Source organism: Nonomuraea sp. CX421 (assembly GCF_059358955.1).
Genome location: NZ_JCADBK010000005.1, coordinates 76,255 through 100,926, shown reverse-complemented (window position 1 = coordinate 100,926; position 24,672 = coordinate 76,255). Strand labels below are relative to the sequence as shown.

The following is a 24,672-nucleotide window of genomic DNA, read 5'->3' as shown; positions in this document are numbered from 1 at the left end:
TCGCCGTCGATGGCTTCGACGGTCCGGTCCGCGTCAGGCAGCGTGACTCACTGCCCAGCCCGTCTCACCGCGTGAGGCGATGTTCCGGGCTGCGTTGACGTCGGCGTGCTCAGCGAAACCGCACGACGTACACATGAAGGTGGCCTGGTCAGGCCGGTTGCGCTTGTCCACATGCCCACAGTGCGAGCACTGCTGTGAGGTGTAGGCCGCATCCACGAGAATCACCGCCACTCCTGCTTGGACCGCCTTGTAGGCGATGAAAGCTCCGAGCTGGTGGAAACTCCAGGAGTGCAGCGTGACCCGCTGGGGCCTGCGAAGCCGTACCCGTTCGCGGATGCCCTGGAGATCCTCCAGAGCGATCCCGCGCCCGGTGCGTTCTGCCTCGGTCACGATGCCTTTGGCGATGATGTGGTTGACATTCGCGGCGAACCGCGCCTCGCTACGACGCCGCCGTTTCAGCAGCCGCTTGGCGGACTTGGTCTGCTTGGCCTGCAGGCGGCGGCGGAGTCGGCGATGACGGTGGCGGACCGCGTTCAAGCCCTTGCCGCAATGACGGACCTCATCGGAGGTGGTGGCGATGTTGGCGATACCCAGATCCACCCCGACGAAGCCGTCCGGTTCCGATGGCGGCCGGCCGGCCACCTCGACCGTGGCATACAGGAACCACATCCCGTCCCGGCAGATCAGATCCGACTCACCGCGTCGATGGGCGGCCAGCAGCGTCAGTTGCCGCGCCGAGCCGGTGAAGGCCACCCCTTTCAGCCGCCCGGCGGTCGTCCAGATCGACACCGTCCGCGCATCATGCTGCCAGGACAGGCACCGGTCGTCATACGGCTGGGCCGCCAGCGACCGGAAGGAGATCGGCCGGGCTTCGATTCTGACCCGGCGCGGCGATCCGGGCTTGCCCAGGTTCCCGGCGGCCAGGTTGGCGTGCAGGGTGCGATAGGCGTCGCACACCTTCTTGATCACATGCTGGGCAGCCTGGGCGGCCAGCCCGAACTCGGCCTTGATCTGATCGTAGGTGTGCTTGCGCAGATCGAAGTTGCGGAAACAGTGTTGCTGGAACGCCAGTGCCGCGACCAGATTCGCCGCTCGGTTGGCCGCGTCCAGGGTGGCTTCCAGCGCCGCCGCCTGCTGCGACGTCGGCAGGAGCTTCACCTGCACCACCAGTTTCACCATCGAACACACTATCGTCAGGTCCATGTCACCGCGTTGCGAACTCAACCCCGATATCCGGGGGGGTCGTAGCGTGGTCTACAGCCTGCATGCGCATGCGGGTCTTCACGCCCAAGTACCGGCGCAAGGTGTTCACCGACGAGATCCTGCACCGCTGCGAAGACATCATGATCGAGGTGTGCGACAGCTTCGGTGCCACGCTGGTGAAGTTCAACGGCGAGCACGACCATGTCCACCTGCTTGTGCACTATCCGCCCAAGGTGGCGCTCTCGACTCTGGTCAACTCTCTCTCAAAGGCGTCTCGGCGCGGCTGCTGCGCAAGGACTTTCCGGTCCACATCCGCCGGTATCTGTGGGGTGGCCATTTCTGCTCCCCTCGTATTTCGCCGCGTCCTGCGGCGGGGCACCCCTGTCGATCATCAAGGAGTACATCGAGAACCAGAAGCGGCCAGGCTGAGCTACCCACAGAGACCGACCGTCAGAGCACCGCTTAGGCCTGGAGGCCCTCCCGCGCTGGCGCTTCCTCCCGGGCGTAAACGCCCGGGGTTCCACACCAGATCACACTGAAAAGTCTCCGCCAAGTCGGCCGTCACCGTCCGCGGCCGTGGCGCACCATGGCCGCCATGATCGAACCGTGTGACCTGCGCGAGCTCGAGGCCCGGTGCGCCGTCTTCAGACGTGCCAAGCACGCCCTCGACCGCGGTGCCACCGACGACGAACTCCGCGCGCTCCAGGAGGTGCCCCCGCCGTGGAAGGACCTCCTCGACGTGCCGGCACCGGCCGAGGGGCGAGCGCCGGGCGGGTAGTCGTACGTTGCTTCGCCGACTACCAGAAGGGGAACCCGTTCAGCCGACAGGGCTCGGGCCAGGTCGGCGGCGGGAAGGCGCTGACACCGCGCACGCACCCGGAGAACGGCAGACCCATCACCTTCCGTCCCAGGGCGCCGGCCGCCGGACCCGGCCGGGTGCCGCGCCGGGTGGAGCAGGTTCTCGCTCCCGGTGGGCTCGGCGGCATCCACGAGCGCGCTCTGGCCGCGACCGCCGACGGCATCCACGTCGTGCGGAGCGAGTCGTTCAAGGGCATCCGCGTTCCCTTCTCCCGTAGGTCTTTCGCGGACCTTCGGTAGGCCGACGCCCGCGCCGTTCGCCTGAGCGGGAACGGCGCGGGCAGGGCTGTCACGGGACGGGCTCTCAGGCGGGCATGGCCGCCATGGCCCTGCACGCCTCGGCGCAGGCCTTGCACTTCTCGGCGCAGCGCTTCATGGTCGCGTCGCTGCTCATGGTCATGCACGCCTCGGCGCACCTGGTGGCCACCTGGGCGCACATCCGAGCCATCTCCATCGCCATCGGCGACTGGCGCATCATCATGTCCGCACAGATGCGGGTGATGTCCGAACAGTCCATGAGCGCGCCCATCATCGCCATGTCGACGTGCTTGCCACCCTGCTGCAGGCAGTAGCTCATGGTCTGCTCGCAGGCCCGGTGGCTCTCCATGCAGGCGTCGATGCATCGCTGCATCTCGGGACTCATCTGCCCCTCACTTCGCATTATTTCCTCCTGTGTCGACGTCCGGCCGCGCCCGTAGAGGGGAGGCGACCGAAGGGTTTCCACGTCGTGGAATACCCCAAATCAGACAGAAGGGGTTGGAAGGGTCGGAACCTTTGATCCACGATGACAGGACCTTGGATCATCCGGACTCGGTGCGCGTTCAGGACGCGGCGTGGGGTCCGATCGAGCAGCCCGGCCCGCCTCGCGGCTCAGCCGTCCAGGAGTGTGACGCGCTGGTCGGCTGAGCCGGTGTAAGGGCCGTAGAGGATGAACGCCGTCGGCGGGCGTTTACCGGCGAACTCTTTGCCGATGGACAGAGCCATGCCCGAGGGGACGCTCACCAGCCTGTGCACACCGTCGCTGAAGGCCGGACGGTGCTAGCGCTGGGCCGAGGCGGTCGAGCAGGGCCTGAGCCGGACCGCGAGCATGCCGCCGCCGTTGAAGGCGACGGTGGCTACGGCGGCGGCGATGACCGCCGTCGCCCCCGACACCGGGATCAGGGAGATTTTCGATCCTGCGGTGGTTCGTCGTGTTCGAGCTGCCCGAACTGGACAGGCCCTGGCTCAACCGCTGATGTTGACCGCCATGCGAATCAGGTCGGGGTTCTGGACGGTCTGGAGGAGAAGGGCGGCGACATCCGTCCGGAGGAGGGCACGCGGACGGGTGAACAGGTCGTGACTGACCTTGAGTTCGCCTGTGGCAGGGCCGTCGATGAGGCGGTTGAGCCGGAGAATCGTCCAGTCCAGATCGCTGGACGAGACGATCCGCTCCATCGCGGCCACGTCGGCGTAGGGCGTGGCCAGCAGCAGGCGCAGCAACCCCACCGCCGGCCGGGGACGGTCGGCGACGATGGGATACGCGCTGGTGACCACCACGCGCCGGACGCCGAGCTCGGACATGGCGGTGACGATCGTCCGGGTCGCGTCCGCGACGAAGTGCGGCGCGCGGCGGTCGCCGCCTGGCAACGTGGAGATCACCGCATCGGCTCCGGCCACGGCCTCCCGCACGGCTCGCGGGTCGTGCGGATCACCGATCACCACCCGTGACGCGCCGTCGGGCGGCGGTGTGCCACGGGTGAAGGCGACGACCTGGTGTTCCAGGCGAGCCGCTCGGCTCACCACGAGGCGGCCGGTCCGGCCGGTGCTCCCGAAGACGACGATCCTCATCGGAAGATCCGCTTCTTGACCGGGGGGAGGGCGTTCAGCAGCCGCATCGCCGCCTTGGTCGCGGCGAAGGCGAACGGGTTGGTCATCGCCGACTGGCGGAGGGCCCGGTTGGAGGCACTGACGGCGGCGAAGCCGTACCCGCGCATCTCCCGTTCGTACTCGCCGATGGCCCGCACCAGCGGAAGGCGCCCATCGTGTACGGCCGCCAGCTTCTGGGTGAGGACCTCGGCATCGCGAAGCGCGATGTTGGCGCCCATTCCCAGGGAGGGCGGCATGCTGTGGATGGCGTCTCCGAGCACGGTCACGTTGCTGGGTGACCAGGGCTCGATCGGAACGGCCGTGCGCAGGAGGGTGGCGTTGACGGTGGCCGGGTCCGACTGCTCCACGAGCGAGCGCAGCCGCCGGTCCCATCCGTGCAGGTGGTCCAGCACCAGCCGGCGCGGATCCGGCCGCGAGTGGTGGGTGATGGGCAAGGAGTCGCGCGGACCGGTGAACCCCCAGACGATCTGATCACCCGCGTCGGCCGGCGCGAGGTGGCGGTGCCGGTCGGACACGACGGCCTGATGGGTGGCGATGAACAGGCTGAGGCCGTGCGGGGCGAGGATGGACGCGGGACCGCGCGCGAGGTGCGGCGGGAGCAGGGAGGCCGTCTCGCCGGTGAGCGGCAGGCGACCGCCGATGGAGACCATGCCTGTCTCCTGACGTCCGGCGTGCGGCAGGAGCTGTGCGCGCACGGCCGAGTGGCCGCCTTCGGCGCCGATCACCACGGTCCCGTCAGCGGTGGTGCCGTCGGCGAACCGAAGGATGACCTTGTCGTCGTCGTGCCGTTCGTAGCCCGTGCACTCCTTGTCGAAGTGCGTGGCGTCGTCGAGGCCGGAGAGCAGGATCTGCCTGAGCGTGTAGCGGTTGACCGAGCGGTGCGCGGCTATCGGGTCGGGTTCGGCCTGGTCGGGGAGGACTTCGACGGAGAGCAGCTCGGCCAGACGCTCGGTCAGGAAGCTCATGGCCCTGGGCGGACGGCCCGAGGTCGCCTGGACGGTCGCGAAGAGGTCGGCGCCCAGGCAGGTGTGCAGGGCGCGGCTGCCTTCCGGGCTGATGTGCAGGCGGTAGCCCTCCCGGAAGGCGGACGGGGAAGGCGCGCGTTCGAAGACGGCGACGTCGACGCCCGCCTGACGCAGGCCCTGCGCCAGGCAGAGCCCGCCGATGCCGCCACCGGCGACGAGGACACGTAAGGACATGCTGAGCCTCCTCGATAACTAACTCTTTTAGCTAAAAAGAATTAGCTATATCGTGGAGTAAAGTCAACCCCGTGACGGAGAGGGCGCAGGTGAGCACCGAGCAGGCACTGGCGCGCCTCGGACGCGAGCTGGGCGGCCGTCTGGGCACCGGCGTGGTCCTGTTCCATACGGCCGTCGCCGAGCAGCTGGGCATCAACGTGACCGACTGGCGCTGCCTGGAGCTGCTGCTGCGCACCGGCCCGGCCAACCCGACCCGGCTCGCCCAGCAGACCGGCATGTCCTCGGCCGCCATGGCGCAGCTTCTCGGCCGGCTGGAACGAGCGGGCCTGGTCGCCCGCAGGCCCGACCCCTCGGATGGGCGCCGCACCCTGGTTCACCCGATCGCGGACCCCGGGCGCGACCGCGAACTGGCCGAGAGTTTCACCGGCCTCACGCACCGCGTGGCCGATCTGACCTCCTCCTTCAGCGAGGATCAGCTCGGGGCCATCGTGACCTTCGTGACCGGCCTGGCCGACATCATGGAGTCAGAGGCCGCCGAGCTGCGCCGCCGCCAGTCGGGCGGTCACGACCAGCCCGGCCGGCCTCGCCGCTGATCGAGGAGTGGGGCGCGCCGGTGGTCAGGGGGCGCGCAGGAGCATGACGGCGGTGGCTTCCAGGACCTGGTCGCCGTGGCCGTCGACCGCCGACCACCGGTAGTGCCGGAGGATCTTCCCGCTGCTGGTCCGGCTGGACGTGCCGGGCGTGAGGTCGACGCGCAGCGTGGTGCCCGCTCTGAGCATCTTCAGGAAGCGCACCTCGCGCAGCTCGACCAGCGCGATCGCGTCGTCCAGCAGGCCCGACTGCTCGACCAGCCCGCCCGCCAGCAGCAGCACCCCCTGGCCGGGCATCGGGGCGCGGACGCCCTGCGACAGCTCGCCGGCGGCCAGGTTGAACAGCGGATGGGTGTAGCCGCCGAGGCCGACGAGCCCGTCGATCAGGGGCTGGGTCACCTCGACGGACGGCGTGCTGAACGTCTCGCTCATCAGGCGTCGCCCCAGACCGGCTCGCGCTTCTCCACGTAGGCCCGGTAGCCCTCGTCGGCGTCGGCGACCTCCTCGTGGAAACGGGTGAACAGCTCGCGCTCCAGGCGCAGGCCCTCGGTCAGCGGCAGGTCGGGGGCCGCGTTCAGGAGCTGCTTGATGGTCGCGGTGACCGTACGGGAACGGCCGGCCAGCGAGTCCGTGAGGCGGGCGACCTCGTCGTCCAGCCCGGCCGACGGGGCGCTGGCCAGGGCGAGCCCCCAGCCGACCATCTCCGGGCCGGTCAGCCAGCGGCCGGTGAGCAACAGCGCGCGGGCCCGCTGGTCGCCCAGCTTGCGCGGGGCGCGCTGGGAGGCGCCTGCCCCGGGGATGATGCCGAAGTCGCTGTGCGTGTCGCCGACCCGCGCCTCGTCGGCGGCCACCACGAAGTCGCAGGCCAGCAGCAGCTCGAAGCCGCCCGCGCGGGCCAGGCCGTTGACGGCCGCGACCGAGGGCAGGGGGAACGCCTCCAGCCGGTCGAGGAACGCGTGAAACCTGCGGATGAACGGCACGAACACGCCGGCCGGATCCCCGAAGCACTCGCCGAGGAAGCCGATGTCCATGCCGACGCAGAAGGCCTTGCCGACCCCGGTGATCACGATGGACCTGAGCGAGGTGTCCCGCTCGGCGGCGTCGAGGGCGGTGTTCAGGCCGTCGATGACGTCGGGGGAGAGGCTGTTCAGCCGGTCCGGGCCGTTGAGGGTGATTTTCAAGACCGTGCCGGTCACGTGCGTCTCGACGGTGGTCATGAAAGCGGCTCCCTTGCCTCGGGCGTGATCTCGCGGGCGAACGCCAGGATCTCGGCGGCGTACCTGTCGGGGACGCGCAGATGGGGCTGGCCGGGCAGGCCGGCCAGGGTGACGAGGCGGGCGTCGCGGGCCAGCTCCAGCGCGCGCGGGTCCTTGTCGGCGAGCAGGTCGAACTCCGCGTCGAGCAGCAGCACCGGCGCCGGCTCGGCCGCGAGCGAGGCGGCCGGGTCGTGCCGGAAGGCCGCCTGGTAGGCCCAGTCGTAGCGGTCGTGGGTGCGCATCAGCTCGACCACGGCCAGGTGCAGCAGCTCCGGAGGCACGTCCGCGCCCCAGATGCGGCGGTAGCGCTCGACGCCCCAGCCGAACTGGGCGCCGTGGTCGTCGAAGGGCACCTCGGGGGTCCACCGGGACAGGTAGGCGGCGCGTTCGGCGTCGTCGAGCAGCGCGACGCCGCTCAGCACCAGGCCGGAGACCCCGCCGGGCAGCGCGGCCGCCGTCTCGATCGCCAGGGACGCGCCCGTGTGCACGCCGCCGAGCACGGGGCGTTCCATCCCGATGCGCGCGGCGGCCTGGGCCAGCACGCGGGCGTAGTCGGGGATCTCGGTGTGACGGCTGGGCGGCGGATCGGACGCGCCGTAGCCGGGCGTGTCGAAGGCGACGGCGCGCGCGTGCCGTCCGAGCAGCGGCAGCACGGCCTCGTAGACGCGGGACGAGAGCGGGGACTCGTGGAACAGGCCGATCCACGGGCCGGACTCGCCGTTGCGCCGGTAGTGGACCTGGCCCCACTCGGTCTCGGCGTAGCCGCCGATCGTCCTCATCGCGGTGATCCCACCTTGACGAGGAGAGTGGCGCCGCCGACGCTGCCGATCGAGGGGCCCGGCGCGCCGGGCGGGATGTGCACGAGGGAGCACGGCTCCAGGGTCGCGTCACCGGCGGTCAGGGAGCCCTCCGTGAGGATGAGGAACCGCTCGCGGCCGGTGGCGGCGACCGTGCCGGTCCACGCGGGCGGCACCTGGACGAGCACGGAGGCGCTGCCGGAGACGGCGTTGTGGCTCAGCGTCTTGGACTTCAGGGCCGGGCCGTCCGCGGTGGTGAGCCGGGTCACCGAGTCGTCGTGGTCGCGCCACACCATGAAGCGGCTCTCCATCCGGCGGACGTAGCCGCGCGGCCCGATCGGGTCGCCGTCGTCGGCGAGGGGGTTGTGACCCGCCTCCTCGTCGGGGCGGATCACCCGGGAGACCCGGCCGCTGGCCTCGGCGGGCGCCTCGCCCTCCATCATCAGGACGCACTCGAAGCCCTGGCCGGAGACGGCGGCGTGCACCCAGCCCGGCGGACGCCAGAAGTAGTCGCCGGCCTGGAAGTCGCCCTCGGCGCTGAGCGTGGCGTCGCCGCCGAGGAACAGGGCCTCCTCCACGCTGTCGTGGTACGCCTCGCACAGGTCGCGGTAGCCCGGCTCGGTCCGGACGTGGTCGATGCGGCGGGAGGTCGCCGGATCGAGCCAGAGCGACCGCATCCAGTAGCGGGAGAACAGGTCCAGGACCCGGTCCGGGTCTCCGAGGTTGTCCCGGAAGGCCGGCTCCATCGAGTCGTAGACCGCGCGGCCGTTCACCCAGGGAAGGGTCGAGCCGTCGACGATCGTCACCTCGCCCGCCATCTGCGCGCCCCTCTCTGGACCCGTATATGTCAGACGTAACGATATCGTCGGCTGGCGCGGGCCTGTCAATGGGTAGAAGGTTCCAGCTGAAACCATCTCATCAGTGGTCTAGCCAGGAGACGGCAGCCCTTGACATTCTCTAGCACATACATCAGATTTTTGCTGACAAGGAGGGGACGTGCTCAACACGAGGCCATTCCAGGAGTCGCCCGAACGGGCGGACCTGCGCGAGCTGGTGGAATCCCTCCTCGGCAGGCACCTGCCCGCCGACCGAGCGCTCGCGGTGGATCGTGAGGGGGCGTTCGCCTCGGCGGCCTGGGCGGCGCTGGGCGAGGCGGGGCTGCTCGGCCTCGGCGGTGACGAGACCTCGGGCGGCTCGGGCGGCACCGTCGGCGACGCCGTGGCCGTGGTGGAGGAGATCGCCCGCGTGCTGCCCAGCCTGGCCGTCGACTACGTGGTCTGCGGCATGGCGATGCGGATGCTGGGCGACGGGGCCGGCTCGCCGGTGGCCGGCTGGATGCCCGAGATCGCCTCCGGTGCGAAGGTCTGCGCGTTCGGGCTGAGCGAGCCCGACGTCGGCACCGACCTGCTGGGCCTGCGCACCTCGGCCCGGGTGGACGACGACCGGTGGGTCGTCAAGGGACAGAAACTGTGGATCTCGCTCGCCCACGAGGCCGAGGTCGCCTTCGTGCTGTGCCGTACGGACCCGGCCGAGGAAGGCCGGAGGTCCCGGGGCCTCAGCCTGATCGCGGTCCCCCTCGACCAGGAAGGGGTCACCGTCCGCCGGGTCCACCTGGCCGGCATGCGCGCCGCCGGGACCTGCGAGATCTTCCTGGACGACGCGGTGGCCCCGCTGGACAACCTCGTCGGCGCACGCGGGCGGGCGATGTCGATCCTCGGCAAGACGCTGGACGTGGAGCGGGTGCTCGCCGCCGGGCTGAGCCTGGGCATCGGACGGGCGGCGCTCGACCTGCACGTGTCGCACCTCAAGGAGCGGGAGGCGTTCGGGCGGCCGATCGGCGCCTTCCAGGCGCTGCAGCACGCCGCCGCCGACTCCATCGCCGACCTCACGGCCTCGCGGGCGCTGGTCGACGCGGCGGTCCGGTCCATCGAGGCCGGCGAGCCGTCGCTGGAGATGTCGGCCATGGCCAAGCTCGTCGCCGCCGAGTCGACCGCGCGGATCGTCGACCGCGGCATGCGGGCGATGGCGGCGTCCGGCCTGGCCGAGGAGTCGGCGATGCAGATGTACTTCCGGGACGCGCGGCTGCAGCTGTTCAGCCCGGTGAGCAACGACATGATCCGCAACATCCTCGGTGAGTCCATGGGCCTGCCGAGAAGTTACTGACCCTGACAGGAGACCCGGTGGACATCACCCGCGAGAACACGGCACTGCTGGTCGTCGACATGCAGAACGGCTTCATCGAGGCCAAGGGCTCGATGGCCGCGATCGGCATGCCGTACCAGGAACTCCGCCCGGCGGTGGCGGGCTGCAAGACGCTGATCGAGGCCGCCCACGAGGCAGGCGTGCCGGTCATCTACACCCGCTACGTCTACCACCCCGACTACACCGACGCCGGCCTGCTCCCCACGGTCCTCGTGCCCGCGATGAAGGAGGTCAACTCGCTGGCCGCCGGCTCCTGGGACGCGGAGATCATCGACGAGCTGGCACCCGCCCCCGGCGACATCGTCATCGACAAGGCGCGGCCGAGCTCGTTCTACGGCACCCGCCTGGAGCCGATCCTCACCTCGCTCGGCATCCGGTCGCTGGTCATCGCCGGCGTGACCACGAACATCTGTGTCGAGACCACGGCCAGGGACGCCGGCCAGCGCGACTACCTCGCGCACGTGATCCGCGACGCGACCGCCGAGTTCGACCCGGCCCGGCACGAGCACGCGCTCACCACCATCGGCTTCACCTTCGGCTGGGTGAACTCGGTGGACGAGGTGCTGCGCGCCTGGGCCGCCCCGGAGCCCGCCGAGGGCTGAGTGGCTCGACGAACGGGCCGCACCTCAAGAGGGCCGGTTCCGCGTGCGCGGGCTGCCGGCGGACGTGAACGGGCCGCCCCCTCCAGGACGGCCCGTTCCGGGTGCGCGGGCTACCGGCGGGCGGCGGCCAGGCGGGCGATCAGCTCGCGCGTCGCCGCCTGCTCGTCCTCGTCGCCGAAGATGTTCGCGGCGAACGTGGTCACCCCGAGCCCGGCCAGGCTCTCGATCTCGGCGGCCACGCCGTCGGCGTCGCCGATGACGGCCATCTGACCCGGCGTCTCGTGGCCTTCCCGGTCGAGCATGGCCCGGTAGGACGGCAGCCCGCCGTACCAGCGGAGGTTCTCCTCCGCGAGCGCGCGGGCGGCGGCCGGGTCGCGGGTGACGCAGACCGGCAGCGGCACCACGATCTCAGGATCGGGACGGCCGGCGGCCGCGGCGGCCTCCCTGATCGTCGGGATGGTCAGCTCCTTGAGGGTACGCGGGCCGACCATCCAGGTCACGGTGCCGTCGGCCAGCGTGCCGGTGATCTCCAGCATCTTGGGGCCTAGCGCGGCCACCAGCACCCGGGGGATCGGGGCGCCGGGGATGTCCAGGTCGCCGCGGGCCGTCAGCACCTCGCCCCTGAACCGCACCTTCTGGGTCAGCGCGCCGGTCAGCGCCTGCAGGTACTCGCGCATGTAGCGGGCGGGACGCTCGTACGACAGGCCCCAGCACGGCTCCACCACGTTGGGGTGCGACGGGCCGATGCCCAGGGTCAGCCGCCCGCCGACGAGCAGGTTGGTAGTCAGCGCCTGCTGGGCGAGCGCCATCGGGTGGCGGGGGTAGACCGGCACCACCGCCGTGCCGACGCGCAGGCCGGGCAGGTCGCGGGCGACCGCGCCGATCACGTTGAGCGTGTCGGTGCCGAACGCCTGGGTGAGCCAGAAGCTCGCGATGCCGTCGGCGGCGGCCGAGCGCAGGTCGGCGGTGATCTGGTCGATGCTCTCGACGTGGCCGAAGATTCCGATGTCCAAGGCGTGCCTCTCTCAGGACGGGGACGACGAGCCGGGACCTGGCTCGCGGAAGGCGACCAGCGACTCACGCCGCGCGGCGTCGGTGGAGGCGCGGGCGAGCAGGGCCAGTCCGAGCGCCTCGGCCCGGGCCCGCTGGTCGTCGACCGCCGTCCAGATGGTCTCCAGGCTGCTCGCCAGCAGGCCGGAGGGGTGGCGGGCCACGGTCTGGGCGATCTCCATGGCGCGGGCGGTCAGCTCCGCCCGTGGCAGCACCTCGGTGACCAGGCCCAGCTCGCGGGCCCGCTCGGCGCCCAGTCGGTAGGAGCGCCCGCTCACCACCATGCGCAGCACCTCGGTCAGCGGCAGGCGGCTGAGCAGCCCGACCGCCTCCACCGGGTTGGCCAGCCCGACGTCGACGTGCGTGTCGAAGAAGGTGGCGTTGTCGGAGCAGAGCACGATGTCGGCGTCGTTGACGAAGTGCCAGCCGCCGGCGCAGCAGAAGCCGTTGACGGCGACGACGACGGGCTTGTTCACCCTGAGGTCGCGGTGGGTGATCGCGACCCGGCCGTCCTCGTCGAGCGAGGGGCTGGCCACGCCGGTCGCGAGGGTGTCGTCGACGTCGAGGCCGGTGGAGAAGCCGCGGTCGCCGGCGCCCGTCAGCACGGCGACCCGCAGGCGGTCGTCGTCGCGGAAGGCCCGCCAGACCGCGCGCAGCTCGGCCACCATCCGCCCGTCGTAGGCGTTGAGCACCTCGGGCCGGTCCATCACCACGAGCAGGACCCGGTCCTCGCGGCTGACCCGGAGCGTGGCGAAGGGCGACTCCTCGACGGGCACGCTCACGCGGGCTCCTCCGCCGGCTTCTCGACCGGCTCCTCGATGGGCTCCTCGATGGGCTTGAGCAGGTAGCCGCGGCGCATCCGGAGCACCGCGGTGCCGTCCTGGTTGCGCAGCACGTCCTGGACCTCGCCGAACAGGGCGGAGCCGCCGGTCGTCGGCTCGAACCGGGTCACCTCGATCTCCACGGTGATCGTGTCGCCCACGTGGACGGGAGCCAGGTAGCGGACCTCGTCGATGCCGAGCGCCGCGTGGCAGTCGACTCCGGCGGCGGCCCAGCTCGCGTACATCGTGTTCGAGGTGAGCCCGGCGGTGATCGCGACCAGGCACGGGCCGCCGAGGATCCGGCGGCCGAACGAGGTGGCGGTCATGTACTGGTCGTCGGTATGGAGCGGGCCGTTCTCCCAGGTCGCGTTGATGATCGCGGAGAAGTCGCCGTCGGTCAGGGTCCGTCCCGGAGTGCGCAACCGGGCGCCCTTCGCGAAAGCGACGGGGAGCACCGGTCGCAGCGAGCCGGTCAGGTCGGCGGTCATGGGTTCCTCCCGGCTTGGGGGTGGGTGTCAGCTCTTGTACGTGTCGCGCAGAACCCGCTTGAGAATCTTGCCGTTGGCGTTCCTGGGCAGCTCGTCGACGGTCCGCCACTCCTTCGGCGCCTTGTAGGCGGCCAGGTGCTCGCGCACGGTCGCGTCAAGGGCGTCGAAGTCGACGTCGTGGCCCTCCCGGGGCACGACGAACGCCGCCACGCGCTCGCCCCAGGTCTCGTCGGGCAGCCCCACCACGGCCGCCTCGGCGACCTCCTCGCAGGTCTGGAGCACGTTCTCGACCTCGCGGGGGTAGATGTTGGCCGCCCCGGAGATGATCATGTCCTTCTTGCGGTCGACCAGGCGGATGAACCCCTCCTCGTCGCGCACGGCCACGTCACCCGAGGTGAGGAAGCCGTCGGGGCGGATCGCCTCGGCGGTGGCCTCGGGGTCGTCGAGGTAGCCGATCATGTTGTACGGCGAGCGGCCGAACAGCTCGCCCGGCTCGCCGTCCGGCACCTCCCGGCCGTCCTCGTCGAGCAGCTTGACCTCGGTCATGAACCAGGGGTGACCCACCGTGCCGGCCTTGCGCAGCGCGTCGGCGGGCCGCAGGTTGGACACGATGCCGGCCTCGGTCGAACCGTAGAGCTCGTGCACCCCGACATGCGGGAACGTCTCGACGACCCACTCCTTCAGCGGCACCGGCAGGGCGGCGGCGTTGAAGTAAAGGGTCTCCAGGCTGGACAGATCGTACTTCCGGGACGACCCCTCCATCACCTGGCGCAGCGTCATCGCGTGGGTCGGCACCAGGAAGATGGTCTGCAGCCGGTCGCGCTCGATCATGGACAGGAGCTGCTCGGGATCCCAGCGGCGCAGCATGGACGTCTGGCCGCCCATGAACGGGCCCGCGTAGGCGAAGGCGAACCCGGCGCCGAGCGCCATCGGGGCGACCGCCGCGGTGCGCTTGCCCGGCCCGAGGCCGAAGTCGACGGCGCAGCCCAGCATGGTGAGGACCCGGGAGCGGTGGGTGAGCAGCGCGCCCTTGGGCAGGCCGGTCGTGCCGGAGGTGTACTGCACGCAGAACGGAGAGGTCTCGCTGACCCGGACCTTCGGGTCGACCGCGCGAGCGCCCGCCAGGGCCTGCTCGTACGGCCGCCCCCAGTCCTGCTTGCCGAGGGACAGGGCGAGCGGCAGGATCTCCGCCATCTCGGGCACGTTGGCCTCGAACGCGTCGTCGGCGATCAGGCCCCGCGCGCCGGACCGGGAGATCAGGGAGGCGTGCTCCTGCGCGGTGCCGCGCGGGTTGAGCGGCACCATGGCGACGCCCGCCTTACCGGCGGCCGCGGCGATCTCGACGTACTCCATCCGGTTGCCGCACAGCACGGCGACGCGGTCGCCCGGCTCGAGGCCGGCGTCCACCAGCAGGGTGGCGACCCGGTTGCTGCGATCGTCGAGCTCGGCGAAGGTCAGCCGCCTGTCACCGTCGACCACCGCTGTGGCACCCGGTGTGCTGATCGCGAACTCGCGGATCCCGCTGGCAATGTTCATGTCCGCCATTGCTGCCTGCCACTCCTGTTCCTCTTGGGCCACGAGCCCTGACCCGCCGCCGCCAGGTTATCGTCTGATCTTTCGGCTTAGCTAGCCTCAAAAGGCTAGTGCTGGGCGGTGAAAGCCTATGGTCCGGATATGTCAGATCTATTTCGTCGAGATGGACTCGCCGGACGCGGTGCCGAGCGTCCGGCGGGCCAGCCGGATCACCGCGGCGTCCAGCATGCGGCCCTGGGAGTCGAGGACCACGCCCGAGCCGGCGGCCGAGGCCCGGTCGAACGCGGCCAGCACCTCCTGCGCCTCGGCGATCTCCGCGGCGGACGGCGTGAAGACCCGGTGCACGATCGGCAGCTGTGCGGGATGGATGCACGCCCGCCCGACGAAGCCCTGCCTGCGCACCCGCTCGGTGGACAGCGTCAGAGCCTCCGGATCGCTGGTGAGCCGCGAGACCGGCCCGACCGGCGGGTCGATCCCGGCCGCCGCGCTGGCCAGCACGACCATGCTCCGCGGCCAGGCCAGCTCCGCCTCGTCCGGTCCGGGCAGCAGCCCGGCGTCGGCCGTGAGGTCCACCTCGCCGATCTGCAGCCGGTGCACCCGGGGAGCGCGGGCGATCTCCCGGGCGTCCAGGATCGACCCCGCGGTCTCCAGCAGCGGCATCAGCAGGGTGTCGTCGTCGCCCGAGGCGGCGAGCAGCTCGGCGACGGTCGCCACGTCGGCCGCGTCCTCCGCCTTGGCCAGCACCAGCCCGGTCAGCGCGGGGATGCCGGCCAGCTCGCGTACGTCCGGCACCCGCAGGTGGCCGCTGTTGACCCGGACCCAGAGCTGGGCGCCGCCCGTGTCCAGGCCCGAGCGCAGCCAGGCGACGACGGCGCGCCGGGCCGCCTCCTTGCCCTCCGGTGGTACGGCGTCCTCCAGGTCGACGATCAGCGCGTCGGCGCCGCGCCCCAGGGCCTTGGCGAGCTTGTCCGGGGCGTCGCCGGGGACGAACAGGTAGCTGCGCGGCAGCGTTCCGGCGAGGCTCACCGCACCACCGTCTCGCCGCTGAGCACCGACTTCGCCACCACGGTGCGCAGGATGTCGTTGGTGCCCTCGCCGATGCTCATCAGGATCGCGTCGCGGTAGAGCCGCTCGACCTCGTACTCGGTGGAGTAGCCGTAGCCGCCGTGGATCTTCATCGCGTCGATCGACGCCTCCAGCGCGACCTCCGAGCAGAAGATCTTCGCCATGCCCGTCGCGCCGTCGGCCCGGCCCGCGCGGACCGCGTCGGCCGCCCAGTACGCCATCAGCCGCGCGGCCTGGATCTGCGTCGACAGGTTGCCCAGCTTGAGCTGGATCGCCTGGAAGTCGGAGATGGGCTGCTTGAACGCCTTGCGCTGCTTGGCGTAGGCGAACGCCTCGTCGTGGGCGCGCTGGGCGATGCCGACCGAGCGGGCGGCGATGTTCACCCGGCCCCACTCCAGCGCCGAGAGCGCGTGCTGCAGGCCCTTGCCCTCGACCCCGCCGAGCAGGTTCTCCTTGGGCACGCGGACGTTGTCGAGGACGATCTCGCACGACTCGGTGCCCTTGTAGCCGAGCTTCGGCAGGTCCTTGGTGACCTCGTAGCCGTCCAGGGACGGCTCCACCAGCAGGATGCTCATGCCCTTGTGCGCCGGGGTGGTGGTCGGGTCGGTCTTGACCAGGACCGGCAGCGGGTCGGCGTAGCGGGCGTTGGTGATCCACGTCTTCGTGCCGCTGACCACGTAGTGGTCGCCGTCGAGCCGCGCCGTCGTACGGATGCCCTGCAGGTCGGTGCCCGCGTCGGGCTCGGTCAGGCCGATGCCGGTGCGGCGCGTGCCGGCGGCGAGGTCGGGCAGGTACTTACGCTTCTGCTCCTCGGTGCCGCGCATCGCGATCATCCGGCAGGCCAGCGAGTGACTGCCCAGGATGCCGGCGATGCCCATCCAGCCGCGCGCGATCTCCTCGAAGACCAGCGCGAACGAGACCGGGTCGAGGTCGAGACCGCCGTACTCCTCCGGGATGGTGATCCCGAACAGGCCCATCTCCCGCATGCCGTCGACGATCTCGGTCGGGTAGCGGCCGGAGTGCTCCCAGTCGCGGGCCACCGGGATGATCTCGCGGTCGACGAACTCGCGCAGCAGCGCGCGGAACTCACGCTGGTCCTCGTTGAACTGGAAATCCACTTAGCTGCCTCTCTGCTCCGGAGCCGGCTCGGGCTCCGTCGTGGGTGAAGGGCCGGCGGGGACGAACACCGGCAGGGCGCGCCCGTCGTCGAGGTCCACCCAGGTGGCCCGGACCGGGTCGTCGATGGCCCACGCGCCGGGGTCGCGGCCTTCGAGCCGGGTGAGGAGGATGACGCCCTCCGCCAGACGGACGCGGGCGATGACGTACGGGACCTCCAGCTCCGGCCGGGGCGCGCGGTGCACGACCGTGAAGGAGTCGACGACGCCCAGCCCGGACGAGCCGGACCAGCCCAGGGCGTCGTGCCCGCAGTGGACGCACAGCGCCCGCGGCGGATGCTGCGCTCCGGCGCAGCGGACGCAGGTCTGCACGAGCAGCCGGTGCTCCCGGGTGGCCTCCCACCAGGGCGCGGTGATCTCGTCGGGCGCCGGGACCTCGGGCGGGTTCACGCCTCCACCCCCAGCACCACCGTGGCGTGCGTGGACAGGATGCCTCCCGTGCCGTGGGCGAGCGCGAGCCGCGCGCCCGGAACCTGGCGGGCTCCCGCCTCGCCGCGTAGTTGCGCCACCGCCTCGATCAGCAGCAGGATGCCGAGCTGGCCCGGGTGGCAGTAGGACAGGCCGCCGCCCGAGGTGTTGAGCGGGAAGTCGCCGCCGGGACGGATCCGGCCGCCCGCGATCCAGCCGAGCGCCTCACCCCGGCCGCAGAAGCCCAGCGCCTCCAGCGTCAGCGCCACCGTGATCGTGAACGAGTCGTACACCTGGACCACGTCGATGTCGGCCGGGGTCACCCCCGCCCGCGCGAACGCGTCCGCGCCGGAGCCGACGGCGCCGGTCACGGTCAGGTCGGGCACGGCGGTCATGGAGGTGTTGGTGGTCCGCTCGCCGTAGCCGAGGATCTCGACCGGCTTCTTCCGCAGGTCGCGGGCCCGTTCCAGGGTGGTCAGCACGATCGCGCCGCCGCCGTCGGTGACCAGGCAGCAGTCCAGCGCGGTCAGCGGGCTGGAGATCGGCTTGGCGCCGACCACTTCGGCCGCGGTCAGCGGGCGCGTGCCGTAGCGGAAGGCGGCCGGATTCAGCAGCGCCCACTCGCGCGCCGCGACCGCGATCTCGGCCAGCTCCTCGTGCGTGCCGCCGAAGTCGTGCAGGTAGCGCTGCGCGGCCATCGCGTAGTAGGAGAGCGGGTAGAGCGGGCCGTACGGGGTCTCGAACTGCGCCTCCGGCGTGTGCTCCTCGACCACGCCGCCGAGCGAGCGCGAACGGGCCGAGCGCTGGTTGGAGGCGAAGCTGATGACGACCGTCTCGGCCTGGCCGGCCTGGATCGCCTGGGTGGCGCGGGCCACGAACATCTCGAACGCCGAGCCGCCCGCGAACGTCGAGTCGGTCCAGCGAGGCCGCAGCCCGAAGTAGTCGGCCAGCTGGGTCGCCGAGAACCGGGAGACGCCGGTCGTGGCGAGGCCGTCGACGTCGCGCAGGCTCAGCCCCGCGTCGGCGAGCGCCCGGCCGACCGCCTGCGCCTGCAGCCCGAGGATCGACTTGCCGGTGACACCGAGGTCGCACTCGGCGGCGCCCGCGATGGCGACACCCGTGCTCATCGCGCCCCTGCCTCACCTGAAGCCGAGCCCGCGCCGGAGCGCGTGCCGGAGTGCGTGCCCGACGTCGCGCCCGGCCCGTCCGGCGTGCCGAGCAGCACCGTGGCGTGCGCGGGCCCGGCGGCGACCCGGTCCACGCCGCCGTCGGCGCCGACCACGACCACCCGCTGCTCCAGCACCAGGTAGCCGTCGCCCACCTCGGTCACCGTGCCCTCGCAGCGGACGGTCTCCTCGGCGAAGACCAGCGCCTTGAAGGAGAAGTCCAGCTTGTGCACGAAGCACCGCGGGCCCAGCCAGTCCTGGATCTGCTCGACCAGCAGCGCGCCGAACACCTGCCCGTCGACGACCGGCGCCGGGAGCTTCTGCTTCGCGACGAACTCGGGGTCGTAGTGCAGGCGGTACCAGTCCCAGGTGGCCCCGGCATAGGCGATCATGTCGGCCAGCCCGATCCGGCGTTCGAGCGGGGGGAGCTCCTGTCCGGCTTCGTACGTCATGCCCCGGCTCCCGATGCCCCTGGTTCCAGCGAAACGAAAATGATGGTCTCCTCGTTCTCCGCGAGCACCTCGCCGTGCTGGTCGGTGTACGTGGCCCGCGAGGTGATGATCAGCATCTCCGAGCCGGACCGGGTGGTCTTCTCGGTCGCGTCCGCGATCTCCCAGGTCGCCGTGATGACGTCCTCGGGACGGATGCGGCGGTGGAAGGTGTAGGAGTTGCCGCCGCGCACCTTGCGGGTGCCCGCGATCTCGATGCCCCAGTTGTGACCCGCGTCGCCGTCGGGCGTCAACGGCAGGTTGGCGTACTGGTTGGTCTCGCAGATCAGGGTCGGCGGCGCGGTCACGCCGGACAGGCCCTGCGCCCGGGCGTACTCCGGGTCGGAGTAGAGCGGGTTGTGGTCGCCGATCGCGAGGCCGAAGTAGCGGCCCGACGCGGCGCCGAACTCCTCGGGCGCGGTGTAGACCTTCCTGCGGCCGACGAGCGCCCGGATGTCATCGGTGAGCAGCGTCATGACGCCTCCTCCGGGTAGAGCGCGGTCGGGAACACCTCGAGCAGGAACTCCGGCCGCAGCAGCCCCTTGCAGATGGCCCCGGTCGAGGCCGGCCACGGCGGCGACAGCAGCCGCTCGCGCACCGGAGCGACCACGCGGTAGTCGGGCAGCGCCGACTCGACGCAGAACTCGATCGTCGACAGCAGGTCGGCCGGGCCGAGCCCGGCGTGGGTGAGCAGGTGCAGGATCGCGCCGTAGGTCTCCTCGGCCTGGGCCCGCAGGTCGCCCGGGTGCAGCGCCTGCTGGGTCTCCATGTCGAGCGCCGCGAACCCCGACATGAACAGGGTCCGGCCGGCCCGGACACCGGGCGCGTAGGTGAGGGTGTCGTAGCGGGACCAGCCAGGGTTCACCAGCTCCAGCGGATGCCGCGACGCCGTCACGTCGATCGCGACCAGCGCCTCCGGGTGGTGCAGGCGGCTCATCAGGATGCCGCCGGCGCCCGGGTAGACGCCCGCGCCGCCGAGCCGCTCCTTGCGCACCCGGTGGCTCTTGCGGTAGACCTCGCGCGTCGCCGGGGTCGAGTAGTCGTACGTGGTGACCGCGTTGTCGAGCGACAGCCCGGCGTCGCGCAGCAGCGCGTCGGCCCGGTCCAGGCAGTAGGCGTACTGTCCGGCGAAGTCGCCGGGGCTCACCACGTCGCCCGAGGCGTCGATCGGCACCATGGTCGGCAGGTGCACCGTGCCGTCGTGGCCCTCGCGCACCGGCGACGACACCCACGTGCCGGCCTGGCGCGGCTCACTGGCCGCCAGCAGCTCCGCGCCGCCGCCGGGCACCGCGTGCAGCTCGACCTCCAGCAGGGCGGCCGAGCGCACCAGGCGTTCGACGACCACCGTCGTGACCGTCGGCCGGTGCGCGCCGAAGACCTCCTCGCGCACGGCCGCGGCCGCCGCGTAGTCGGCCAGCCCGGCGACCGTGACGTTCTCCGTCACGTGCACGACGTCGTCCGGGCCGAGCCCGGCGGCCTCGATGATGGTCAGCACCTTGCGGTAGGCGATGCGCGCCTGTTGCTCCATGGTGCCCGAGACGGTCATCTTGCCGACGGCCGCGTCGTGCGCGGCGGCCGTGTGACCGGAGGACCAGGCCACGCCGTCCTCAGTCAGGCCAAGGCAGAAGGTGAACCCCTCGTACGGGAACCAGGGGAACTCGGCGGGTTTGATCGCTCGCAACGTCATCTGAACTCCTGCCTGCTGTGAATGAAGCCGGCCGCGGCCCGCATGACCGCGGCGGCGTCCGGCTGCTCGCCGAGCGACTCGAGCGACTCGATCGCCTCGACCAGGTCGGTCGCCGGGCCGCCCGCGTTGCCCTCGAACTTGGCGATCAGGGAGGCGCGGCTGAGCGGGTTGTCGCCGCCGCCCTCGCTGCGCCGGACGGCCCCGGTCACCTCGCGACCGTCCTTGAGCGTGACGGTGACGCGGCCCGGGGCGTCGGCGGCGACGACGCCGGGGAAGTCGGTCACGTCCCAGCGGACCCGGGCGGCCAGCTCGCTCACCTCGGACCGGGCGATGGAGCCGGTCTCGAACGTGCCGAGACTCAGCCCGCCGTCGGTCACCAGCGCCGCCACGGTCCACGGGAGCGAGAACTTGGCGGCGTACGGGCTGGCCGGGCGGGTGAGGTCACGGGAGGTGTCGCAGACCACCGAGGCCGAGTCGGGGTGGACCTGGGCACGGATCCCGGCGACGTCGCCGGGGCCGAACGGCTCGCGCGCCATCGCCTCCAGCGTCGCGCCCACGGTCGCGTGCGAGAGCTGGCAGGCGGCGTACGGCTTGATCCCGATCCGGGTGGTCTCCCAGCTCTCGCCGAGGCCGGCGACGATCGACGGCAGGTCGGCCGGTGCGGCCGAGAGCGTGTCGAAGACGCCGTGCGGGCCGTCGAAGACCGTCTCGGGCCCGGTCGCGCCGGCCGCGGCCAGGCGGGCCGCGATGATGCCCGCCTGCGAGGCGAACCCCGGATGCAGCTGCTTGGTCGACGCCCCGGTGCCGAGGAAGGCCAGCAGGCCGCCCGCCTGGCTGCCCGCGATGCCCAGCGCGGCGACCGCCCGTTCGGCGTCGAGGCCGAGCAGCCGCGCGGTGACCAGGGCCGAGGAGAAGACGCCCGCGACCATGGTGGCGTGCAGTCCGCGGGCGTGGAAGCCGTGCGGAGCGGCGGCGGCCACCCGGCAGACGGTCTCGTAGCCGACCACGGCCGCGGTCAGCACCTCGCGGCCCGTCGCGCCGACCTGCTGGCCCACGGCGAACGCGGCCGGGAGCACGACGGCGGTGGCGTGCACGAGCCCGCCCGCGTGCGTGTCGTCGAAGTCGAGGGCGTGCACGAGCGTGCCGTTGGCCAGCGCGGCGGCGGGCGCCGAGAGCAGCTCGCCGGTGCCCAGGATCGCCGCCTCGGGCGGTCCGCCGAGTCCGCGCGCCACCTCGATCGCGGGCGTCGCGGCCCCGGTGCGGTAGGCGCCGAGCGCGGTGCCGAACCCGTCGAGCAGGTGCCGGACGGCCGCCCGGCGCACCGGCTCGGGGATCTCGGTGACGCCGAGCCCCCACACCGCCAGCTCCCGTGCGATCATCGCGCGGACGCCTCCGCCTCGACGCCGGGCACCGTGCCGGGGTCGCCGAACGCGCCCTGCGCGGCCAGCTCGCGGACCGTCGCCTCGTCATAGCCGGCGATGTCGCGCACCACCAGCTCGAAGTCCTCGTTGCGGAGCGGCGCCCGGCGGTAGGACGGCGGCTGGTCGCCGACCCGCACGGGGGAGGCGATCTGCTCGACCGTGCCGAAGCGCGGGTGCTCGGTCGTCACCCGCAGGCCGCGCGCCTTGGTGTGCTCCTCCTCCATGGCCTGGGCCACGTCGTTGATCGGGCCGCAGGGGATCGCGGCCGCGTAGAGCACCTCCAGCCACTCGGCCACGGTGCGCCGCGTGAAGATCTCCTCCAGCAGCGGGAGCAGCTCGGCGCTGTTGCGCTGCCGGTCGGCGAACGAGCCGAACCGGGAGCCGGGCTCGGCCCACTCGGGATGGCCCACGACCTTGGCGAGCCGCGCCCAGAACTTCTCCTTCGCGCAGCCGACCACCAGCCAGCCGTCGCTCGCCTCGAACGCCTGGAAGGGCACCAGCGAGGGGTGCGCCGAGTGCCGGGTGCGGACCGGGGTGAACCCAGCGTTCAGGTGCCAGGTCGCCGGGTAGGTCAGCAGCCCGATGGCCGTGTCGTACAGGCTGACGTCGCAGTCCATGCCGACGCCGTCGCGGCGGGCCGCGTGCAGCCCGGCCAGCAGCGCGATGGCGGCGACGAACCCGCCCGAGTAGTCGACCAGCGACAGCCCCGACTTGGCGGGCGGCCCGTCGGGCTCGCCGGTCAGGTCCATCCAGCCGGCCAGGCCCTGCAGGATGTAGTCGTAGCCCGGCTCCTTGCTCCTCGGGCCGGTCATCCCGAACCCGGTGAGCGAGCAGCAGACGATGGCCGGGTTGAGGTGCTTGAGATCGTCGTAGGTGATGCCGATCTTCTTGGGCACGTCGCCGCGCAGGTTGGAGTAGACCACGTCGGAGACCTTCACCAGGTCCTCGAAGACCTTGCGGCCGGCCGGCGTCGACAGGTCGAGCGACAGGCTGCGCTTGTTGCGGTTGAAGGTCTCGAAGAAGAGGGAGTCCTCCTCCTCACCGTACGGCGGGACGTAGCGGCCGACGTCGCCGCCCACCCGCGGGTCCTCGATCTTGATGACCTCGGCGCCCAGGTCCGCGAGGTGGACGCTGCCGAACGGTCCGGCGCCGTACTGCTCGACGGCGATGATCCGGACGTCTTCCAGTGGTTTCATGAACCGCTCCCTGTGAGGTCTGCCATGAGGGACAGGAGCTCGTCCTGTGCCGCGCGCGTCTCGGCGGTGGTGAGCCCGTGGGTGGGCGGGCTCAGCTTGACCGAGTCGGCCTTGCCCTCGTACGCGGCGATGCGCTCGGCCACCTGGTCGCGGTCGCCCGCCATGGTGAGCGCGTCGACCATCTCGACGGACACGGAGTCGGCGAGGTATTCGGCGCCCTTGCCCTGGCGGAACGCGTCGATGACGGCCTGCTGCTGGTCGGCCAGGCCGTGGAAGGCGAAGAAGTCGGCGTAGGTGCGGACGCTCGCGTAGAACCCGACCAGGCCCGTCACGCGGCGCACGGCCGTGCTCCGGTCCTTGGAGACGGAGCAGCAGGCGGAGACGACGACGTCGACGTCCTCCCGCTTCTTGCCCGGCACCCCGGCGATCCCGGTCTCCAGCTCGGGCAGGATCCGCTCGCTCAGGTAGCGCGGCGAGCAGAGCTCGTGGCTGATCCAGCCGTCGCCGATGGCGCCGGACAGCCGGGTCATCGCCGGCCCCATCGCGGCCAGGTAGATCGGGATGTCCGTGCGCTGGACGCCGAAGGGCCGCTCATAGCCGCGGATGCGCATCGGCTCGTACTCGCCGGGCAGGTCGATCTGCTCGCCGGTGGCGCATTTCTCCCAGAAGTGGCGGATGTTGCGCACCGCCTCGCGCATGTGGCCGACCGGCTTGCCGAAGCGGACGTTGTGCCAGTCCTCGTTCAGCCGCTGCACGCCGGTGCCGAGGCCGAGGACGAAGCGCCCGCCGGACAGCTCGTCGACGTCCAGCGCCTCCAGCGCGGTGATCATGGGGCTGCGGGTGAACGCGAGCGCGATGGCGGTGCCGATCCGGGCCCGGCTGGTGACGGTGGCCAGCGCGGCCGCCGCCACGGTGGCGCTGCGGTGCAGCTCGGGGACCCAGATGACCTCGGCGCCGGCGGCCTCGGCTCGGCGGGCCACGTCCATGAGCTCCGCCAGGGTCTCACCCCACGGGGCGAAGGTGATCCTCACGCGTCGTCCTCGGCCGTGAAGGGCTTCTTCGCCGTGGGGAAGATGTTCTCCAGCTGCTCGGCGCCCCGCTTGTAGACGTAGAAGGTGCGCTTGAAGGAGCACACCTCGTCGCCGTCCTGGTTGAGGGTCCGGGTGCGGATGGAGACGATGCCGGCGTGCGGGCGGCTCTTGGACTCGCGCTTCTCCAGGACCAGCGACTCGCTGTAGAGGGTGTCGCCGGCGAAGACCGGGTGCGTCATCTTGATGTCGTCCCAGCCCAGGTTGGCGAACGCGTTCTGGGTGGTGTCGGTGACACTCTGGCCCACCGCGATGGCCACGGTCAGCGTGGAGACGACCAGCGGCTTGCCGAACTCGGAGCGCGCGGCGTACTCGCTGTTGAAGTGCATCTGGTTCGTGTTCATCGTGAGCAGCGTGAACCAGGTGTTGTCGGTCTCCGTGACGGTGCGGCCGAGAGGATGCCGGTAGATGTCACCCACCTCGAAGTCCTCGAAGAATCGCCCTTTCCACCCATCCTTGGCCGTCATCGGCTTCCCTTCGCTTCGCACCCTGAAAGGTTAAAGTCAGACATAT

At 71.5% G+C, this 24,672-nt stretch carries 29 protein-coding genes and 1 pseudogene; 6 read left to right on the top strand and 24 right to left on the bottom strand.

Features of this window, described 5'->3' with window-relative positions; translation table 11 throughout:
• Window positions 1-33: 33 nt before the first annotated feature.
• Complete coding sequence (locus AC5L3X_RS11845; protein ID WP_494856952.1) at window positions 34-1,179, bottom strand: RNA-guided endonuclease InsQ/TnpB family protein; 1,146 nt, start codon at window positions 1,177-1,179, stop codon at window positions 34-36.
• Window positions 1,180-1,201: 22 nt separating this feature from the next.
• Here AC5L3X_RS11845 and tnpA point away from each other — a divergent pair.
• The 3 genes and pseudogenes from tnpA (at window position 1,202) to AC5L3X_RS11830 (ending at window position 2,301) form a co-directional block, all read left to right on the top strand.
• Window positions 1,202-1,632 (top strand): annotated as a pseudogene (tnpA, locus tag AC5L3X_RS11840) (IS200/IS605 family transposase).
• A gap of 166 nt (window positions 1,633-1,798) precedes the next feature.
• Window positions 1,799-1,981: a hypothetical protein gene (locus AC5L3X_RS11835; RefSeq protein WP_494856950.1), complete on the top strand. Its 183-nt coding sequence runs from the start codon at window positions 1,799-1,801 to the stop codon at window positions 1,979-1,981.
• Entirely contained in the window at window positions 1,924-2,301 is a 378-nt protein-coding gene (locus AC5L3X_RS11830; protein ID WP_494856948.1) for a hypothetical protein, read from the top strand. Before AC5L3X_RS11835 ends, AC5L3X_RS11830 begins: the two co-directional genes overlap by 58 nt.
• Window positions 2,302-2,365: 64 nt before the next feature.
• Here the strand turns inward: AC5L3X_RS11830 and AC5L3X_RS11825 are convergent, their stop codons facing one another.
• From AC5L3X_RS11825 to AC5L3X_RS11810, 4 genes are all read right to left on the bottom strand, one after another.
• On the bottom strand, window positions 2,366-2,692 hold the full coding sequence (locus tag AC5L3X_RS11825) for a four-helix bundle copper-binding protein (RefSeq protein ID WP_494856947.1): 327 nt from the start codon (window positions 2,690-2,692) through the stop codon (window positions 2,366-2,368).
• A 239-nt stretch (window positions 2,693-2,931) separates the two neighbouring features.
• A complete protein-coding gene (locus AC5L3X_RS11820) occupies window positions 2,932-3,063 on the bottom strand; it encodes a hypothetical protein (protein WP_494856945.1) in 132 nt (43 codons plus the stop codon).
• A 222-nt stretch (window positions 3,064-3,285) separates the two neighbouring features.
• Complete coding sequence (locus AC5L3X_RS11815; protein ID WP_494856943.1) at window positions 3,286-3,888, bottom strand: NAD(P)-dependent oxidoreductase; 603 nt, start codon at window positions 3,886-3,888, stop codon at window positions 3,286-3,288.
• Complete coding sequence (locus tag AC5L3X_RS11810; protein ID WP_494856942.1) at window positions 3,885-5,126, bottom strand: FAD-dependent oxidoreductase; 1,242 nt, start codon at window positions 5,124-5,126, stop codon at window positions 3,885-3,887. The genes AC5L3X_RS11815 and AC5L3X_RS11810 overlap by 4 nt, the downstream gene beginning before the upstream one ends.
• 71 nt (window positions 5,127-5,197) lie before the next feature.
• Between AC5L3X_RS11810 and AC5L3X_RS11805 the strand changes: the two genes are divergently transcribed.
• Window positions 5,198-5,719 carry a MarR family winged helix-turn-helix transcriptional regulator gene (locus AC5L3X_RS11805; protein ID WP_494856940.1) on the top strand — a complete coding sequence of 174 codons (522 nt, stop codon included), beginning with the start codon at window positions 5,198-5,200 and terminating at the stop codon, window positions 5,717-5,719.
• A gap of 24 nt (window positions 5,720-5,743) precedes the next feature.
• Here the strand turns inward: AC5L3X_RS11805 and AC5L3X_RS11800 are convergent, their stop codons facing one another.
• From AC5L3X_RS11800 to AC5L3X_RS11785, 4 genes are read right to left on the bottom strand one after another with little or no spacing between them, the layout of a single operon-like run.
• Entirely contained in the window at window positions 5,744-6,148 is a 405-nt protein-coding gene (locus AC5L3X_RS11800; RefSeq protein WP_494856938.1) for a hypothetical protein, read from the bottom strand.
• Window positions 6,148-6,933: an enoyl-CoA hydratase/isomerase family protein gene (locus tag AC5L3X_RS11795; RefSeq protein WP_494856937.1), complete on the bottom strand. Its 786-nt coding sequence runs from the start codon at window positions 6,931-6,933 to the stop codon at window positions 6,148-6,150. The genes AC5L3X_RS11800 and AC5L3X_RS11795 overlap by 1 nt, the downstream gene beginning before the upstream one ends.
• Window positions 6,930-7,751, bottom strand: a complete 822-nt coding sequence (locus AC5L3X_RS11790) for an alpha/beta fold hydrolase (protein WP_494856936.1) — start codon at window positions 7,749-7,751, stop codon at window positions 6,930-6,932. The genes AC5L3X_RS11795 and AC5L3X_RS11790 overlap by 4 nt, the downstream gene beginning before the upstream one ends.
• On the bottom strand, window positions 7,748-8,587 hold the full coding sequence (locus AC5L3X_RS11785) for a cupin domain-containing protein (protein ID WP_494856935.1): 840 nt from the start codon (window positions 8,585-8,587) through the stop codon (window positions 7,748-7,750). Before AC5L3X_RS11785 ends, AC5L3X_RS11790 begins: the two co-directional genes overlap by 4 nt.
• A 178-nt stretch (window positions 8,588-8,765) precedes the next feature.
• Between AC5L3X_RS11785 and AC5L3X_RS11780 the strand changes: the two genes are divergently transcribed.
• A complete protein-coding gene (locus AC5L3X_RS11780; RefSeq protein WP_494856933.1) occupies window positions 8,766-9,932 on the top strand; it encodes an acyl-CoA dehydrogenase family protein in 1,167 nt (388 codons plus the stop codon).
• A 17-nt stretch (window positions 9,933-9,949) separates the two neighbouring features.
• Window positions 9,950-10,573, top strand: a complete 624-nt coding sequence (locus tag AC5L3X_RS11775; RefSeq protein ID WP_189123813.1) for a cysteine hydrolase family protein — start codon at window positions 9,950-9,952, stop codon at window positions 10,571-10,573.
• A 110-nt stretch (window positions 10,574-10,683) separates the two neighbouring features.
• On the opposite strand, the gene AC5L3X_RS11770 is transcribed toward AC5L3X_RS11775, so the two are convergent.
• The 15 genes from AC5L3X_RS11770 to AC5L3X_RS11700 all read right to left on the bottom strand — a co-directional run bounded on the left by AC5L3X_RS11770 (window position 10,684) and on the right by AC5L3X_RS11700 (window position 24,647).
• Complete coding sequence (locus tag AC5L3X_RS11770) at window positions 10,684-11,586, bottom strand: TIGR03564 family F420-dependent LLM class oxidoreductase (RefSeq protein ID WP_494856932.1); 903 nt, start codon at window positions 11,584-11,586, stop codon at window positions 10,684-10,686.
• A gap of 12 nt (window positions 11,587-11,598) precedes the next feature.
• A complete protein-coding gene (locus AC5L3X_RS11765) occupies window positions 11,599-12,405 on the bottom strand; it encodes an enoyl-CoA hydratase/isomerase family protein (protein ID WP_494856931.1) in 807 nt (268 codons plus the stop codon).
• On the bottom strand, window positions 12,402-12,932 hold the full coding sequence (locus tag AC5L3X_RS11760; RefSeq protein ID WP_494856930.1) for a MaoC/PaaZ C-terminal domain-containing protein: 531 nt from the start codon (window positions 12,930-12,932) through the stop codon (window positions 12,402-12,404). The genes AC5L3X_RS11765 and AC5L3X_RS11760 overlap by 4 nt, the downstream gene beginning before the upstream one ends.
• A gap of 27 nt (window positions 12,933-12,959) precedes the next feature.
• Window positions 12,960-14,468, bottom strand: coding sequence for a class I adenylate-forming enzyme family protein (locus AC5L3X_RS11755; protein ID WP_494856929.1), 1,509 nt, complete (start codon window positions 14,466-14,468; stop codon window positions 12,960-12,962).
• A gap of 147 nt (window positions 14,469-14,615) precedes the next feature.
• Complete coding sequence (locus AC5L3X_RS11750; RefSeq protein ID WP_494856927.1) at window positions 14,616-15,491, bottom strand: HpcH/HpaI aldolase/citrate lyase family protein; 876 nt, start codon at window positions 15,489-15,491, stop codon at window positions 14,616-14,618.
• A complete protein-coding gene (locus tag AC5L3X_RS11745; protein WP_494856926.1) occupies window positions 15,488-16,648 on the bottom strand; it encodes an acyl-CoA dehydrogenase family protein in 1,161 nt (386 codons plus the stop codon). The genes AC5L3X_RS11750 and AC5L3X_RS11745 overlap by 4 nt, the downstream gene beginning before the upstream one ends.
• Window positions 16,649-17,095, bottom strand: coding sequence for a Zn-ribbon domain-containing OB-fold protein (locus AC5L3X_RS11740; protein WP_225262574.1), 447 nt, complete (start codon window positions 17,093-17,095; stop codon window positions 16,649-16,651).
• Window positions 17,092-18,240: an acetyl-CoA acetyltransferase gene (locus AC5L3X_RS11735; protein ID WP_494856924.1), complete on the bottom strand. Its 1,149-nt coding sequence runs from the start codon at window positions 18,238-18,240 to the stop codon at window positions 17,092-17,094. The genes AC5L3X_RS11740 and AC5L3X_RS11735 overlap by 4 nt, the downstream gene beginning before the upstream one ends.
• The gene (locus AC5L3X_RS11730; RefSeq protein WP_494856923.1) at window positions 18,237-18,731 is read right to left on the bottom strand and encodes a MaoC/PaaZ C-terminal domain-containing protein; all 495 of its coding nucleotides are present in this window, start codon (window positions 18,729-18,731) and stop codon (window positions 18,237-18,239) included. The genes AC5L3X_RS11735 and AC5L3X_RS11730 overlap by 4 nt, the downstream gene beginning before the upstream one ends.
• Window positions 18,728-19,243 (bottom strand): FAS1-like dehydratase domain-containing protein, encoded by a 516-nt coding sequence (locus AC5L3X_RS11725; RefSeq protein ID WP_189123822.1) that lies wholly within the window; start codon window positions 19,241-19,243, stop codon window positions 18,728-18,730. The genes AC5L3X_RS11730 and AC5L3X_RS11725 overlap by 4 nt, the downstream gene beginning before the upstream one ends.
• Window positions 19,240-20,454, bottom strand: a complete 1,215-nt coding sequence (locus AC5L3X_RS11720; protein WP_494856922.1) for a Rid family hydrolase — start codon at window positions 20,452-20,454, stop codon at window positions 19,240-19,242. Before AC5L3X_RS11720 ends, AC5L3X_RS11725 begins: the two co-directional genes overlap by 4 nt.
• Entirely contained in the window at window positions 20,451-21,833 is a 1,383-nt protein-coding gene (locus AC5L3X_RS11715) for an MmgE/PrpD family protein (protein WP_494856920.1), read from the bottom strand. Before AC5L3X_RS11715 ends, AC5L3X_RS11720 begins: the two co-directional genes overlap by 4 nt.
• Complete coding sequence (locus AC5L3X_RS11710) at window positions 21,830-23,071, bottom strand: CaiB/BaiF CoA transferase family protein (protein ID WP_189123825.1); 1,242 nt, start codon at window positions 23,069-23,071, stop codon at window positions 21,830-21,832. Before AC5L3X_RS11710 ends, AC5L3X_RS11715 begins: the two co-directional genes overlap by 4 nt.
• Window positions 23,068-24,102 carry an LLM class flavin-dependent oxidoreductase gene (locus AC5L3X_RS11705; RefSeq protein WP_494856919.1) on the bottom strand — a complete coding sequence of 345 codons (1,035 nt, stop codon included), beginning with the start codon at window positions 24,100-24,102 and terminating at the stop codon, window positions 23,068-23,070. The genes AC5L3X_RS11710 and AC5L3X_RS11705 overlap by 4 nt, the downstream gene beginning before the upstream one ends.
• Entirely contained in the window at window positions 24,099-24,647 is a 549-nt protein-coding gene (locus tag AC5L3X_RS11700; RefSeq protein ID WP_494856918.1) for a MaoC family dehydratase, read from the bottom strand. Before AC5L3X_RS11700 ends, AC5L3X_RS11705 begins: the two co-directional genes overlap by 4 nt.
• Window positions 24,648-24,672 lie beyond the last annotated feature (25 nt).

Bases quoted from the DNA above. Each gene is read 5' to 3' on its own strand.
- AC5L3X_RS11845 (WP_494856952.1), bottom strand. From the start codon at position 1,179: ATGGTGAAACTGGTGGTGCAGGTGAAGCTCCTGCCGACGTCGCAGCAG.
- AC5L3X_RS11835 (WP_494856950.1), top strand. From the start codon at position 1,799: ATGATCGAACCGTGTGACCTGCGCGAGCTCGAGGCCCGGTGCGCCGTC.
- AC5L3X_RS11825 (WP_494856947.1), bottom strand. From the start codon at position 2,692: ATGCAGCGATGCATCGACGCCTGCATGGAGAGCCACCGGGCCTGCGAG.
- AC5L3X_RS11815 (WP_494856943.1), bottom strand. From the start codon at position 3,888: ATGAGGATCGTCGTCTTCGGGAGCACCGGCCGGACCGGCCGCCTCGTG.
- AC5L3X_RS11810 (WP_494856942.1), bottom strand. From the start codon at position 5,126: ATGTCCTTACGTGTCCTCGTCGCCGGTGGCGGCATCGGCGGGCTCTGC.
- AC5L3X_RS11800 (WP_494856938.1), bottom strand. From the start codon at position 6,148: ATGAGCGAGACGTTCAGCACGCCGTCCGTCGAGGTGACCCAGCCCCTG.
- AC5L3X_RS11795 (WP_494856937.1), bottom strand. From the start codon at position 6,933: ATGACCACCGTCGAGACGCACGTGACCGGCACGGTCTTGAAAATCACC.
- AC5L3X_RS11790 (WP_494856936.1), bottom strand. From the start codon at position 7,751: ATGAGGACGATCGGCGGCTACGCCGAGACCGAGTGGGGCCAGGTCCAC.
- AC5L3X_RS11785 (WP_494856935.1), bottom strand. From the start codon at position 8,587: ATGGCGGGCGAGGTGACGATCGTCGACGGCTCGACCCTTCCCTGGGTG.
- AC5L3X_RS11760 (WP_494856930.1), bottom strand. From the start codon at position 12,932: ATGACCGCCGACCTGACCGGCTCGCTGCGACCGGTGCTCCCCGTCGCT.
- AC5L3X_RS11755 (WP_494856929.1), bottom strand. From the start codon at position 14,468: ATGAACATTGCCAGCGGGATCCGCGAGTTCGCGATCAGCACACCGGGT.
- AC5L3X_RS11735 (WP_494856924.1), bottom strand. From the start codon at position 18,240: ATGAGCACGGGTGTCGCCATCGCGGGCGCCGCCGAGTGCGACCTCGGT.
- AC5L3X_RS11730 (WP_494856923.1), bottom strand. From the start codon at position 18,731: ATGACGTACGAAGCCGGACAGGAGCTCCCCCCGCTCGAACGCCGGATC.
- AC5L3X_RS11725 (WP_189123822.1), bottom strand. From the start codon at position 19,243: ATGACGCTGCTCACCGATGACATCCGGGCGCTCGTCGGCCGCAGGAAG.
- AC5L3X_RS11720 (WP_494856922.1), bottom strand. From the start codon at position 20,454: ATGACGTTGCGAGCGATCAAACCCGCCGAGTTCCCCTGGTTCCCGTAC.
- AC5L3X_RS11715 (WP_494856920.1), bottom strand. From the start codon at position 21,833: ATGATCGCACGGGAGCTGGCGGTGTGGGGGCTCGGCGTCACCGAGATC.
- AC5L3X_RS11710 (WP_189123825.1), bottom strand. From the start codon at position 23,071: ATGAAACCACTGGAAGACGTCCGGATCATCGCCGTCGAGCAGTACGGC.